The sequence below is a fragment of the Succinatimonas hippei YIT 12066 genome, assembly GCF_000188195.1.
Lineage (GTDB): Bacteria > Pseudomonadota > Gammaproteobacteria > Enterobacterales > Succinivibrionaceae > Succinatimonas > Succinatimonas hippei.
On sequence record NZ_GL831020.1, the window covers coordinates 1 to 13,525 of the forward strand.

The window sequence follows — 13,525 nt, forward strand, 5'->3', positions numbered from 1 at the left end:
CGGTTAATTGTCTACCAAACGGGGTACAGTTCACTTAAGGAAGGGCCTTTTTTTCAAAAAATGAACTTAGTTAACTTTATCAATTAAAGCTTACCGACTAAATCAAGACCCGGTTTTAAGGTCTTTGCGCCGGGCTGCCACTTGGCCGGGCAAACCTGATCACCGTGCTCGGCGACGAACTGTAAAGCCTCTACGCGGCGTAAAAGTTCATCTGCGTTACGGCCGATATTGCCTGCTACGACTTCGTATGCAACAATCTTGCCTTCAGGGTTTACAACGAAAGTACCGCGTTCTGACATGCCGTCGTTCTCAATGAGAACCTGGAAATCACGGGAAAGCTGATGATTAGGATCAGCAAGCATCGGATACTGAAGCTTCTTGATGGTATCGGAAGCATCGTGCCATGCTTTGTGAACGAAATGAGAATCGCAGGAAACGGAGAAAATTTCGCAGCCGATCTTTTTGAACTCTTCGTATTTATCAGCTAAGTCTGCAAGTTCAGTCGGGCAAACGAAAGTGAAATCTGCAGGATAGAAGAAGAAAACGGACCACTTACCTAAAATGTCTTTTTTAGAAACATCGTGGAAATTGTCGTTCTGGTAGGCTTTGACGGTGAAATCAGCAACTTCTTTATTGATTAAAGACATTTAATGCTCCTTAATTTTAGATTTAAATTTATCGAGACCTTATCTCTTTGTCGGAAACTATTCTAACTTAAAATTTTATTCATTAGTTGCGATTAGCTCGCAATTGAAAAACTGTCTCTCTTGCAAATATTTTTCAAGTAGCAAGGTTTACATTTTGTAAAAAAGAACGGTTAATAGAAAGAAAACTGCAGCAAAGAGTAAAACATGATCCCAGAACCGTATTTAAGCGCCCTTCTCGGCACATCATTCACTTTCGCCATGACAGCACTAGGCGCTGCCTTCGTCTTTTTATTTAAAAACAAACCTTCTTCATTATGGACCAAACTCTCATTAGGCTTTGCCGCGGGGATCATGATTGCGGCATCCGTATGGAGCCTTTTGATTCCGGCAATTGATAAAGCTCAAGAGTTAGGACAGATTCCGGCTCTTCCTGCTGCAGGAGGATTCATTTTAGGTGCATTATTCCTGCTTTTACTCGATCATTTAATGCCTCACCTGCATCCTGATTCAACAACACCTGAAGGACCTAAATCACACCTTGATAAAAGTTCTTTGCTCTTTTTGGCCGTGACTATTCACAATATACCTGAAGGAATGGCTGTAGGCATAAGCTTTGCAGCTGCGTACAGTGCAGGATCGCCTGAAGCGATGTCTGCAGCCGTTGCGCTTGCTTTAGGTATGGGAATTCAAAATATTCCTGAAGGAACTGCAGTATCTTTACCGATGCATGCATCAGGAAAAAGCCGTTTTAAAGCCTTTTTAATGGGAGCTTTTTCAGGTCTTGCAGAGCCTGTGGCGGCACTTTTGGTGATCCTCATTGCAGGACAATTCGTACCTTTTCTCCCTTGGGCTCTCGCTTTTGCCGCTGGCGCCATGATGTATGTGGTAGTGGAAGAGCTGATTCCTGAAGCAAAATTAGGTGAGCACTCCGATTTGGGAACTATCGCAGTACTTACAGGATTCGTGCTCATGATGCTTTTAGATACCACCTTAGGTTAGCCAAGACGTTTTCTAACCTCATTTTGATGCTCGGGAGGATAACGGCGATCGGTTGCTTTATTATCAAGATCCTTAAGATAATCAAGCTTTGCCTTAAGCTGGATCTCCAATCCGCGATCATTTGGCTTATAGTAAGTACGTCCGTCAAGCTCCTTGGGCATAAAGCATTCTCCTGCCGCATATGCACCGGGGAAATCGTGAGCGTAACGATAACCTTTGTGATAACCGAGGTTTTCCATAAGTTTAGTCGGAGCATTACGCAGATATAAAGGCACATCAAAAGAAGGAAGTTTTTCAGCATCTTCTCTTGCTTGATGAAATGCAGTATATAAAGCGTTGCTTTTAGGCGCTATAGCAAGATAAACAGCCGCCTCCGCTATAGCTCTCTCTCCTTCTGCAGCTCCGACTCGCTCGTAAATATCCCAAGCATTAAGCGCCACCTGCATAGCTCGCGGATCGGCAAGACCCACATCTTCAGTAGCAATTGCCAAGAGTCTTCTTGCTACATATAAAGGATCGCCTCCTGCCGCCAAAATTCTTGAATACCAATATAAAGCAGCATCAGGAGCCGATCCGCGTACCGACTTATGAAAAGCCGAAATCAAATCATAATAAGCGTCTCCGCCTTTGTCATACTTAATAAGCCTTCTGCCGGCCACTGCCCCGACCATGGCAAAAGTGATGATCTTTGAACCGTCCTTATAAGGGGCTGCCAAATCAACCAACATCTCAAGAGTATTTAAAAGATGCCTGCCGTCTCCTTCCGATAAATCGATAAGCGCATCCTCTACTTTATCGGCAAGAACTAAATTCTCGGATTTAAGCCCCTTTTCCGACTCCAGGGCATGATGCAAAAGAGCCTTTAACTCCTCCGGACTTAATTTTTTAAGCACATAGACGCGGGCTCGGGACAAAAGAGCGGAATTTAATTCAAAAGAAGGATTTTCCGTTGTTGCACCGATAAAAATAATAGTTCCGTTTTCTATATAAGGCAAAAAAGCATCCTGCTGAGATTTATTAAAACGATGTACCTCATCAACAAATAATACGGTACGTACGCCCTGGCGTTTACGCGACATTGCCCTATCTATCGCCGCTCGTATATCCTTAACTCCTGATGTCACCGCAGAAATCTGCTCTAAAACGGCACCTGAGCTTTTAGCAATAATAAGAGCAAGCGTAGTCTTCCCGACCCCGGGAGGTCCCCAAAAAATCATTGAATAAGACTGTTTGCGCTCAAGCGCCATTCGCAGAGGACGTCCGGGGCCGATTAAATGACTTTGACCTATGTAGTCATCTAATGACTCCGGCCTCATTCTTGAAGCTAAAGGAACGAATAACGATAATCCGCTGTCCTGTTTTTCTGCTTTATCGACATCAACCCCGATGTCAGAAAATAAATCGTAGTTAGCGGCGCTCATCATCCACCTCTGCATCCTCAGGTATTTTATATTCAAACACTTGCGGATCTGCAGAACGTCTGCCGTCTGAAAGCTTATAAGTATTAATATTACCGTCTTTCATCACAAGAGAGATCGTATCAATATCGGATCCTTTAAAGCTCAACCTTAAATTTACTATATCTCCCTGACGATTCGGGGTAATAATATAAACGCCGTTTTCATGCCTAACGTCATAATGCGCCCACACATTATCCGACATATCGGATAAAAGAATAAAAGGCGATGCGCTTAACTCGCTGCGCGAAAAAATCGAGACCTGATTGACGAAAGGATCATAAAAATAAATATCATTGCCGGCGCAAAATAAAACCTGTTCATCAGGGTTAAGAGTATGCAGCATGAATTTAGCCGGTTTCTGCAATGCAATAATACCGTTTGAACTCATAACCTCTTGTCCGCTTTTATCCGTTACTTCCTGCACAAAAGAAGCGGAAAACTCATTAAAAGCATTTAATTTTGCTTTTAAATCAGCTTTATCATCAGCAAAAGCAGTTCCCGACAAGGCATAGGAAAGACAAGCTGCAGCAGCTAAACATTTTATAAATTTAAACATGCTTAATCCTCCATTACTCCTTCACGAATCAATTGTGCCACGATTTTCTTAGCACGCGGATAGCCTACACCGAAAGTCGATTGGAAATCGCTTATGGAGGGATATTTCTGCTTACGGGCATAATGTTCGCGGGTATAAGCCGCAGCCTGATCAAAAAGTTTATCCAGTTGAACAACTTTAGGCTCAGAGGAAAAATCATCGCCGTCATTTTCTTCTTCCGGCAAATCGGTAACGCCTTCAATGTAATCCGGTTCACCGCCGTGCTCTTTCCAAGCCTCGACGACGCGCTCAACGTCATCGTTGCTTAAAAACGCTCCATGAGCCCTAAAAGTCTGTCCGCCGTTTACACCGGTAAATTTACACAGCATATCACCGTAGCCTAGAAGCTTTTCAGCCCCTTGTTCGTCCAAAATAATCGTTGAATCGAGCTTTGACTGCACGGTAAAAGCAACGCGAGACGGCATATTAGCTTTAATTACGCCTGTCACGACATCGGCACGCGGTGTTTGCGTTGCCAAAATAATATGCATACCGGCGGCACGGGCTTTGGCGGCTAAACGGTTAATGCACATCTCGGGCGAATTCTCAACGTTCTTCTTGCGACCCGATGTTTGAGCCAGTAAATCGGCATACTCTTCAATCACGATAACAATTGAAGGCAAAGGTGCCAAAACCGGAGGTTCTCCTCCCATATCGGCAGTCCATGCCGGGTCATAAACTCTGCGTCCTGATGCTCTTGCTTCTTCGATAAGCTCGTTATATTCACTTATCTTGCGTACGCCGATAGCTTCAATAAGCGCATAACGGCGTTCCATTTCATCAATGCACCAGCGCAAAGCCGCAGACGTCTTTTCAGCCACATCTGAAATAACCGGAGTGATAAGATGCGGCAGATTGTTGTAAAGAGAAAACTCAATGCGTTTAGGATCAATAAGAATCAAACGCAGCTCCTCCGGGGACTTTTGCATTAAAAGTGAAATTAAAAAGCAGTTAAGTCCTGCAGACTTTCCGGAGCCTGTGGTTCCTGAAATCAAAAGATGCGGAGCTGCCGCCAAATCGACCATAACAGGCTCTCCGGTAACGGAACTGCCAAGGCAAATCGGCAACGTACCCTTTGCACGATTAAAAGCACCGGCATCAGCCATATCACGCAAAGTGATCATTTTGCGGTGAGGATTAGGAATTTCAAGACCTACAAACTGTGTTCCGGGGATATTGCTGACAACGCGTACCGAGCGCACCATAAGCTCACGGCACAGATCCTGACTTAAATTAATAATAGTTGCAGTTTTTGTTCCCGGGGCAAGCATTAAATCGTAGCGGGTGATTATTGGCCCTACATTGTAGCGAGCAACCTGAGCCTTAATCTTAAAGCTTGCAAGGCAGGAGTTGATTTTCCTTGCCATCTGCTCCAAATCTTCAGGAGAAGTTACTTTTACATTGTGAGACGGCGTGAGTAAATCAAAAGACGGACGCCAAGAGCCGAAACTATGATGAGGAACAGTCACGGTACTTAAAGCAGCTGCAGCTTTCTTTTCTTCCTCAGGCTTAATATATGAAGGAAGATTTGAGGCACTGCTGTTTTGAGGTTTACCGAAAAATCCCTGTCCGTCACCGTCATTTAAAGAAGCTTTCACCTCTTCGTTTTCTTCCTTTAACGCATAATCATCCTGCTTTAAAGGCGCATTAAAACTTTCACTGCTTGAAGCTGCATTCTTATCTGCGGCAAAATCATGTTCTTTACCGGAGACTGACAAAACGCCGCGCTCAGCGCTTTCATACTGGTAAGATCCGTCCTTTTCCGATAAGGTATGCGCAACCGGCGTAAGCGCCCCATCATCCTCTTGAGCACTGGGCAGGAATGATGCAGGAAGATCGTTTAATTCAAACGATCCCTTTTTAGCAAAGTCGCTAAATTGAATGACATTTTCCTCAACCGCCTCGTCAACTTCGTCTTTAATAACGGGATCTTGTTCGTCTAGTCCGGCAGAAAACTCCGTTTTAGCGCTAAATGACTCAACGGGTTCACCGGAGAAAATATGAGTACTTACGATAGCAGGATCCGGACTTTCCGGAGCTTTGGGAACATAATCATCCTGAGGTGCGCCGCTGCCGTATGAAATAAAAGTACTGCTGCCCGTATCATCAACATTGTCCGCTTTACTCTCAAACTCCGGTCCGGTAGCAAAAATCGGATCGTATCCTTTCGTGATAATAGTAGAAGGCTCTTTATCAAAAGAGTTTGCATCATCTTTAAAGAAATTCTCTTTATCATTATTACGAGTGATGATAGTACGCGGACTGTCGTTGTCCGATTTTTCATCCTTTAATTCATTGGCTAAAAAAGGATCATGCAAGAAATCATCCTGGGTCTCGTTATGCAAAGGAGCTTCTTCTTTATCAAAAGATGAGAATTTAGGCTCGGTTCTATCAAAAATATTTCTGGTAGGAACGGTATCCTCAGCTTTTTCTTCTTTGGTTTTATTAATAAATGGAGCTTTAGGCATTGCCGCAACTTTGGAAAAAATGGAGGCATCTGCCAGACCGGCTTTTTTTACATCTTTAATTTCTTCTTCAAAAGAAGGTTCAATGTGATTGGATTCGTCATCCGTCATTTCACTTATGGTAGAAACACTTTCTTCTTGTCCGACCTCCTTCTCTTCCCCTTTCTTACCGTCTATGAATCTCATAATAAAAGATCCGATTCCGTCAGCTAACTGCAAAGGAGAAACGGCAAAAAACACACAAATGCCGATAAAAGACAAAAGTAAAGAACACAAAGAAACGGCCATTCCCGGCATTAAAGAAAGCAATGACAAATTAATGTAATCGCCAAGAACTCCGCCGCCGCCGGTTACACCAAAAGAAAAGGTCCGGGAAAAAGCCGCACACAAACCCAATATCAAAATATTAAAGCCTAAAACGCGTAATCCGACCCTAAAGAAATCAGGTACGAATAATCGGGATCGATTTTTTAATACCAGATAAAAAAAATAAAGGAGCATCAAAGGAATTAAAAAAGTAAAGGCTCCGAAATAACTGAATAAAAAGGCAGTTATAGGAGATCCGTGCACTACTTGTTCAGCCTGTGTTCCGTTTAAAATTATTTCACCGCTTACCGAACTGTCATTTATCATCAAAAACTTACATAAAACGTAAAGAATTCCTGCTGTGGCAACAGATGCAGCAAACATGCCGACTTGTAAAATACGATCACTTATGCGGTTGTTCTGCCCTTTGTTCTGGCGTGAGAACATATATCCTCCGAGGTATATCGCGGATGCGTACGACGTATAACAATCTAAAGCTAACTCAAATTTCGCCGTCGTTAAAAAACTGGATAAAATTCTTGAAGATACTACCATTTTTCACCCCTTCGGGCAATTTGAAAACCGCGCTGTCGATAAAAATACGTATATTTTTAATATGTATTTTTATGATAAAGAAAATTTTTTAAAATGCAAATAATTTTTATTTGTATTGCATATAAAATATAAAAACAAAACTAATTAATAACTTAAAATAAGTTAGAAGGTAGTGATAAAATACCGATCGTTTTTTAACTTGTTATTTACGGGAAGATTCATGATCAATATCGTTTTATATCGTCCGCAGATGCCGCAAAACGCAGGAAATATAATCCGACTTTCGGCAAATTGCGGAGCCAAACTTCATTTCGTAGGACCGCTCGATTTTTTCATGGACGATAAAAAAATGCTGCGAGCAGGTCTTGATTACCATGAAATCGCTAATCTTACCGTACATACTTCTTTTGAAAAGTTCATGGAGAATATGAATCCTAAACGTCTTATAGCTTCAACGATTCACGGTACTGCCACCCCGTCTGACTTTTCATTTGAAGACGAAGATTTTCTGCTTTTCGGGCGTGAAACCTCAGGCCTTCCCGACGAAGTAATGCAAATAATTCCGGAAAAATTTAGGCTTAGAATTCCGATGGTAGAAAAAAGCCGATGCCTTAACTTGTCAAATGCCGTCGCTGTTATGGCCTATGAAGCATGGAGACAATTAGGTTTTATAGGAGCAAAACTGCCCTAATCGCTTATTTTTTGTTAAAATCTCTTAATAACATATAAAGTAAAGGTAAAGCGGTGCTTGATTTTCTAATTGCTTTCTTTTCCGACTACGGATATATCGCAGTTTTCGGAATTTTGATTTTATGCGGTTTCGGTCTCCCCGTTCCCGAAGACATTACACTAGTGTCCGGCGGCGTTATCTCCGGTTTGGGCATGACAAATCCGCATACAATGCTGGCAGTTGGTCTTGCGGGGGTGCTTATCGGAGACAGTACAATGTTTATTGCCGGAAGGATTTTCGGTTACCGCATTCAAAAAATCCGGACTTTCCGTAAAATACTTTCTCCAAGGCGTTTTTCTCACATCCAAAGAAAATTTAAGCAGTACGGTTTAGGCCTTTTATTCGTTGCCCGTTTTCTTCCCGGATTACGTTCGCCTATTTTCCTAGTTGCAGGAATGAGCCGCCGTATCTCTTACTTCACCTTTATTTTAATGGACGGTGTCGCTGCTTTGATATCCGTACCTGTTTGGGTTTATTTAGGTTTCTTCTTTGCCGATAATCTTGATTTATTGATGCAGTACGTAGGTGACGTACAAAAAGTGATCTACCTGATTCTTGCTGCAATTATTCTTGTTGTTCTCGGCATTTACCTGAAAAGGCGTTTTCATAATAAGCTCAATAAAGCAATGAACGATAACGCAGAATCCGATCAACCCAAAAAATAACATGAGGCGGGATAACCCCGCCTTTTTAATTTAAGCAACTAGAGTTTTTACTATGGACGCTTTGACTCAAATCGTTAAAGACATCAACTCCATTCTCTGGGGACCTTGGTGTTTAATTCCTATCCTTGTCGGTACTGGTATTTTCTTTACTTTAAAGTTGCGTGCCGTTCAAATAAGACATTTTAAGCTTGCCTTCAAACACGTATTCGGCGGTTTATCTTTTAACGGAGAAAAAGCCGGCAAGCACGGAATGACTTCATTCCAGTCTTTAGCTACAGCAATAGCCGCTCAGGTCGGTACGGGAAATCTTGCCGGCGTAGCTACCGCTATGGCAATGGGCGGACCCGGCGCAATCTTCTGGATGTGGGTTGCCGCATTTTTCGGTATGGCAACAATCTTTGCCGAAGCTGTTTTAGCTCAGCTATACCGTACCAAAGACCGAGAAGGCCATATAACCGGCGGTCCTGCTTATTACATTTCAAAAGGACTTGGCAATAAGCCTCTATCGATTATTTTCTCTTTCCTCATTATTATTGCCTTAGGCTTTATCGGCAATATGGTGCAGGCTAACTCCATTTCAACCGCTTTTGAGTCTGCATTTCATATTCCTACCTGGATTTCCGGTATTTTCGTTATTATGCTTGCCGGCTTTATTTTCATCGGCGGAGTAAGCCGTATCGCTGGATTTACCGAGAAAATGGTTCCTCTCATGGCAGGCATTTACGTATTAGGCTCTCTTTATATAGTATGCTGCTATTACGACATGATTATTCCGGCAATTGAGCAAGTGGTGATCGGCGCCTTTAACCCTGAAGCTGCAACCGGCGGCGTAATCGGTGCTTCAATTAAAGAAGCAATCCGCTACGGCGTTGCCCGCGGCCTTTTCTCCAACGAAGCCGGTATGGGCTCAACTCCGCACGCTCATGCAGTTGCCAGAGTGAAGCACCCTGCAGAACAAGGTCTTGCCGCTATAGTCGGTCTGTTTATTGATACCTTTATCGTTTTAAACGCAACGGCTATTGTTATATTAGTGACGGGATCTCTTGACGGACAAGCCACCGGAATCGTCCTTACCCAAAACGCTTTCGTAAAAGGCATGGGTGAAGCAGGAGCCGGATTTGTAGCAATCTGCTTATTCTTTGCCGCGTTTACTACCATTATCGGTTGGTACTTCTTTGCAGTCCAAAACGTTAAATATCTGTTCGGCTACAAAGTGATCAATGTCTTCTCTGTAATGGTCCTAGCTTTTCTAATGATGGGCTCGTTCCTGCACGTCGACCTGGTATGGGAGCTTGCTGACATGTTTAACGGTCTTATGGTCATACCGAATATTATTGCTGTCGTCGGTCTTTATAAGCTTGTTATTCGTGCTTTAAACGACTATGACAATAAATTCTTAAAGGATGAGCGTCCGTTCTTCGGTCCGTCGGAGAAACTCACTAACCGCTTTGCTTCTCTGCATAATGCCGTTCGCGCTTCAAGAAGAGCCAAAAATAAACAGCAGAGTGAAGAATAGTTAATATCATATCTTTTAAAACCGCGATTTTCTCGCGGTTTTTTCTTACTGCTTATTTTTTCCATCTAAGTGTTTTCTTACCTGAAAAAATCCACCTTAATTGGTACAATTAGCCAAAGCTTTTTTATGAGGTAAATTAATGGCTCAATTCATTTACACGATGAATCGGGTAGGCAAAATTGTTCCGCCTAAACGACAAATCCTAAAAGATATTTCTTTATCTTTCTTCCCCGGTGCCAAAATCGGCGTGTTAGGTCTTAACGGCGCAGGCAAATCAACTTTAATTAAAATTATGGCCGGAGTAGACCAAGACTACGAAGGCGAGGCTCGTCCCCAACCCGGAATTAAGATCGGCTATTTGCCCCAAGAGCCGAAACTCGATCCGGAAAAGACCGTTCGTGAAGTTATAGAAGAATCTTTTGCCGAAGTAAAAGCAGCACTTGCTCGACTTGACGAAGTTTATGTAGCCTATGCCGATGAAAACGCAGACTTTGATGCTTTAGCAAAAGAACAAGCAAAGCTTGAGGCAATCATTCAAGCACATGACGGCCACAATCTTGACAGCCAAATCGAACGCGCTGCCGATGCTTTGCGTCTTCCTGCCTTTGACAAACAGATTAAGGTATTATCGGGAGGAGAGCGCCGTCGCGTAGCTTTATGCCGTTTACTTCTTGAGCGTCCTGATATGCTGCTTTTGGACGAGCCTACCAACCATCTTGACGCTGAATCGGTAGATTGGCTCGAACAGTTCCTTCATCAATATCCGGGAACAGTTGTTGCAGTCACCCACGACCGTTACTTCCTTGATAATGTTGCAGGGTGGATCTTAGAACTTGACCGCGGAGAAGGTATTCCTTGGCAAGGCAACTACTCAAGCTGGCTTGATCAGAAAGATCAGCGTTTGAAGATTGAAGAAAGCACTGAATCCGCTCGCCGTCGTTCCATCGAAAGAGAGCTTGAATGGGTTCGTCAGGGAGCAAAAGGACGTCAGGCAAAATCCAAAGCACGTTTATCACGCTTTGAAGAACTTTCAAATGTCGAATACCAGCGTCGTAATGAAACCAATGAACTTTACATTCCGCCTGGGCCGCGTCTTGGCGATACCGTAATGGAAGTAAAGAACTTAAAGAAAGCATACGGAGATCAGGTTCTCATTGACGATTTGTCATTCATTCTTCCTAAAGGAGCTATTGTCGGAATTATCGGACCTAACGGTGCCGGTAAATCAACCCTATTTAGAATGATCACAGGACTTGAACAGCCCGACAGCGGATCAATTAAATTAGGCGACACCGTCGTTACTGCTTATGTTGAACAGTTCCGTGACGAAATGAAGGACGAGAACACGGTATACGATGAAATCTCTCAGGGCCAGGATATTCTTAAAGTAGGCAATTATGAGATACCAAGTCGTGCCTATATCGGACGCTTTAATTTTAAAGGATCTGATCAGCAAAAGCGTGTCGGTGATTTATCAGGCGGAGAACGAGGTCGCTTGCAGCTTGCAAAATTGCTCCAGGTAGGAGGAAATCTCCTTCTTTTAGACGAGCCTACCAATGACTTGGATGTTGAAACCCTGCGTGCTCTTGAAAACGCTTTATTGGAGTTTCCCGGCAGCGCAATGGTCATTTCCCACGATCGTTGGTTCCTTGATCGTATTGCCACTCATATTCTTGACTACGGGGATGAAGGCAAAGTGCGCTTCTTTGAAGGCAACTACACCGAATATGAAGCCTGGAAAAAGAAAGAGCTCGGTGACGAAGCTATTCCTCATCGAATGCGCTTTAAGAAAGTTACTGACTAAAATTACGCTGTTAAAACCGTCGCAACCGCGGCGGTTTTCTTTTACTTAGCCGTAAAATTAAATGCTTTTAAAAGCAACTTTACTGCTAGGTCAGAAGCTTTTATCTAGCGTGATGTGAGAATTTAAAGGTATCGGAAAATAAGGAAGGAAGAGATTTTAGATGGTCGGTGATGTAGGATTCGAACCTACGACCCTCTGGTCCCAAACCAGATGCGCTACCGGACTGCGCTAATCACCGATGGGCGTATATTTTATGGATTATTAACGTCCCTGTCAATAAGACAGGGACAAATTCATATTATTTAGAAGAACCAAACCATTTAGAATAAATCTTATCTAGGGTTCCGTTTTCCTTTAATTTTTGATAACCGTCATTAACTGCCTTAACCATATCTTCATCAGTTTTTCTCATAGCAATGCCGTAACTTTCTGAAGAGAGTGTTCCGGGAAGTGAAATAATTCCTTCTGACTTATTGGTAGCAAGATAATAATCGTTAACAGGACGGTCATTAATGGCTGCAACACATCCTCCTGCTTTTAACTCTAAATAAGACTCAGGTGCAGTATTAAACTGAGACACGACAGCATCTTTAATCTGTGTTGATGCGTAATTTGCACCTGTAGTACCGATTTGAACGCAGATTTTCTGCCCTTCTAAATCTTTAACACTCTTAACCTTGTCCTTATCCTTTTCATTAATCAAAATGGTAAGACCTGAATCATAATAGGGGACAGAGAAAGCTACACGCTTTTTTCTTTCCTCGGTAATAGTAATTGCCGACAAAATAACATCTACGTTATTAGTCAGCAAAGCAGGGATCAGTGCATCAAACGGCATAGTGCTAATTTCAATCTCATAGCCTTCAACTTCTGCGATAGCCTTAATTAACTCAATATCAAAACCGGTTAATTCCTTCGTCTCCTCATCAATAAATTCAAAAGGAGCATAAGCAGGCTCTGCACCGACTCGCATAATCTTATCTTCAGCTTGTACGGATAAAACTGTACATAGAGCGGCGATACCGCATAGAATCTTTTGTTTCAAGCAGAACATAGGATTAATCCTCATACATAGTAAAATAGATAAATTATTAAAAAGATAGGTTAGTATACTAATCCTTTAGATCCGATTTAAGTAATGAATTAAAATGGTGCGTAAATTTAACTTATCGCACAAAATATGGGCATAACAATGGAAATTGCACATTTTCTTTATCATCTAAAGCGTGATCGTTTGTTACTAAAAGCCAATATTATGCGCGCTGAACTTTTACCGATCCCAGGTGAAGAAAAAACAGACAACTATATTTTCAAAACAGCGTCAAAAAAAGAATACGATGAAGCTATTAAAATCTACCATAAACACTGTGGAGCCGGTGTGCCATGGCTTATTAAGCTGTGGAATAAAGAGTTCGAGCGGCTTTGCTATATAGTAAAGGATGAAAAAGACAAAATTGCCGGTCTGGCATTTTTTATGTTCAACGAAGCGGAATTTGATGTCAACATCGTACATGAACTTGTAATCGTTATTGATGAAAGTTATCGCGGACAAGGACTTAGTACCAAACTGCAGCGCTATTGCGTAAAAAGCCTTAAACAAAGTACCTACGCATACATTTCAACTTGTGTCGGCTTTAATGATATAAAAGCACTAAGGTCCTGCCAAAAAGCCGGATTTTACATATTAAAACAATCCGCAAAACCGCCTTCGCATTACCTAATCTGCAAACTAAAAGCCTTATAAAAAACTTTGCACGTACAAAATAAGAGAAAGAGCTTAAAT

Annotated in this window: 11 protein-coding genes and 1 tRNA gene; 6 read left to right on the forward strand and 6 right to left on the reverse strand. The window is 42.4% G+C overall.

All coding sequences use genetic code 11. The features are described from left to right. Nucleotides 1–83: 83 nt before the first annotated feature. A complete protein-coding gene (gene ahpC / locus HMPREF9444_RS06885; RefSeq protein ID WP_009143685.1) occupies nt 84–647 on the reverse strand; it encodes an alkyl hydroperoxide reductase subunit C in 564 nt (187 codons plus the stop codon). 204 nt (nt 648–851) lie between these two features. Here ahpC and HMPREF9444_RS06890 point away from each other — a divergent pair, with 204 nt between their 5' ends. Then, nucleotides 852–1,646: a ZIP family metal transporter gene (locus HMPREF9444_RS06890; RefSeq protein WP_009143686.1), complete on the forward strand. Its 795-nt coding sequence runs from the start codon at nt 852–854 to the stop codon at nt 1,644–1,646. Here HMPREF9444_RS06890 and HMPREF9444_RS06895 read toward each other — a convergent pair. The 3 genes from HMPREF9444_RS06895 to HMPREF9444_RS10630 are packed head-to-tail and all read right to left on the reverse strand — an operon-like array spanning nt 1,643 to nt 7,027. After that, nucleotides 1,643–3,070, reverse strand: a complete 1,428-nt coding sequence (locus HMPREF9444_RS06895; RefSeq protein WP_009143687.1) for a replication-associated recombination protein A — start codon at nt 3,068–3,070, stop codon at nt 1,643–1,645. The genes HMPREF9444_RS06890 and HMPREF9444_RS06895 overlap by 4 nt on opposite strands. Continuing rightward, nucleotides 3,054–3,662: an outer membrane lipoprotein periplasmic chaperone LolA gene (gene lolA / locus HMPREF9444_RS10625; protein WP_009143688.1), complete on the reverse strand. Its 609-nt coding sequence runs from the start codon at nt 3,660–3,662 to the stop codon at nt 3,054–3,056. Before lolA ends, HMPREF9444_RS06895 begins: the two co-directional genes overlap by 17 nt. A gap of 2 nt (nt 3,663–3,664) precedes the next feature. Next, nucleotides 3,665–7,027 (reverse strand): FtsK/SpoIIIE family DNA translocase, encoded by a 3,363-nt coding sequence (locus HMPREF9444_RS10630; protein WP_083801139.1) that lies wholly within the window; start codon nt 7,025–7,027, stop codon nt 3,665–3,667. 220 nt (nt 7,028–7,247) lie between these two features. Here HMPREF9444_RS10630 and HMPREF9444_RS06910 point away from each other — a divergent pair, with 220 nt between their 5' ends. The 4 genes from HMPREF9444_RS06910 to ettA all read left to right on the forward strand — a co-directional run bounded on the left by HMPREF9444_RS06910 (nt 7,248) and on the right by ettA (nt 11,742). Further along, the gene (locus tag HMPREF9444_RS06910; protein ID WP_009143690.1) at nt 7,248–7,718 is read left to right on the forward strand and encodes a tRNA (cytidine(34)-2'-O)-methyltransferase; all 471 of its coding nucleotides are present in this window, start codon (nt 7,248–7,250) and stop codon (nt 7,716–7,718) included. A 53-nt stretch (nt 7,719–7,771) separates the two neighbouring features. Continuing rightward, nucleotides 7,772–8,422, forward strand: a complete 651-nt coding sequence (locus tag HMPREF9444_RS06915; protein ID WP_009143691.1) for a DedA family protein — start codon at nt 7,772–7,774, stop codon at nt 8,420–8,422. 52 nt (nt 8,423–8,474) lie between these two features. Then, nucleotides 8,475–9,938 carry an alanine/glycine:cation symporter family protein gene (locus HMPREF9444_RS06920; protein ID WP_009143692.1) on the forward strand — a complete coding sequence of 488 codons (1,464 nt, stop codon included), beginning with the start codon at nt 8,475–8,477 and terminating at the stop codon, nt 9,936–9,938. Nucleotides 9,939–10,077: 139 nt separating this feature from the next. Beyond that, nucleotides 10,078–11,742, forward strand: a complete 1,665-nt coding sequence (gene ettA, locus HMPREF9444_RS06925) for an energy-dependent translational throttle protein EttA (protein ID WP_009143693.1) — start codon at nt 10,078–10,080, stop codon at nt 11,740–11,742. 161 nt (nt 11,743–11,903) lie between these two features. Here the strand turns inward: ettA and HMPREF9444_RS06930 are convergent. Further along, a tRNA-Pro gene (locus HMPREF9444_RS06930) sits at nt 11,904–11,980 on the reverse strand. Between the two features lie 60 nt (nt 11,981–12,040). Then, on the reverse strand, nt 12,041–12,796 hold the full coding sequence (locus HMPREF9444_RS06935) for a basic amino acid ABC transporter substrate-binding protein (RefSeq protein ID WP_198002769.1): 756 nt from the start codon (nt 12,794–12,796) through the stop codon (nt 12,041–12,043). A 138-nt stretch (nt 12,797–12,934) separates the two neighbouring features. Here HMPREF9444_RS06935 and HMPREF9444_RS06940 point away from each other — a divergent pair, with 138 nt between their 5' ends. After that, nucleotides 12,935–13,486: a GNAT family N-acetyltransferase gene (locus HMPREF9444_RS06940; RefSeq protein WP_040909373.1), complete on the forward strand. Its 552-nt coding sequence runs from the start codon at nt 12,935–12,937 to the stop codon at nt 13,484–13,486. Nucleotides 13,487–13,525 lie beyond the last annotated feature (39 nt).

Coding starts and splice junctions, on each gene's coding strand:
- HMPREF9444_RS06910 (WP_009143690.1), top strand. CDS start 7,248: ATGATCAATATCGTTTTATATCGTCCGCAGATGCCGCAAAACGCAGGA.
- lolA (WP_009143688.1), bottom strand. CDS start 3,662: ATGTTTAAATTTATAAAATGTTTAGCTGCTGCAGCTTGTCTTTCCTAT.
- ahpC (WP_009143685.1), bottom strand. CDS start 647: ATGTCTTTAATCAATAAAGAAGTTGCTGATTTCACCGTCAAAGCCTAC.
- HMPREF9444_RS06895 (WP_009143687.1), bottom strand. CDS start 3,070: ATGATGAGCGCCGCTAACTACGATTTATTTTCTGACATCGGGGTTGAT.
- HMPREF9444_RS10630 (WP_083801139.1), bottom strand. CDS start 7,027: ATGGTAGTATCTTCAAGAATTTTATCCAGTTTTTTAACGACGGCGAAA.
- HMPREF9444_RS06940 (WP_040909373.1), top strand. CDS start 12,935: ATGGAAATTGCACATTTTCTTTATCATCTAAAGCGTGATCGTTTGTTA.
- HMPREF9444_RS06935 (WP_198002769.1), bottom strand. CDS start 12,796: ATGTTCTGCTTGAAACAAAAGATTCTATGCGGTATCGCCGCTCTATGT.
- ettA (WP_009143693.1), top strand. CDS start 10,078: ATGGCTCAATTCATTTACACGATGAATCGGGTAGGCAAAATTGTTCCG.
- HMPREF9444_RS06920 (WP_009143692.1), top strand. CDS start 8,475: ATGGACGCTTTGACTCAAATCGTTAAAGACATCAACTCCATTCTCTGG.
- HMPREF9444_RS06890 (WP_009143686.1), top strand. CDS start 852: ATGATCCCAGAACCGTATTTAAGCGCCCTTCTCGGCACATCATTCACT.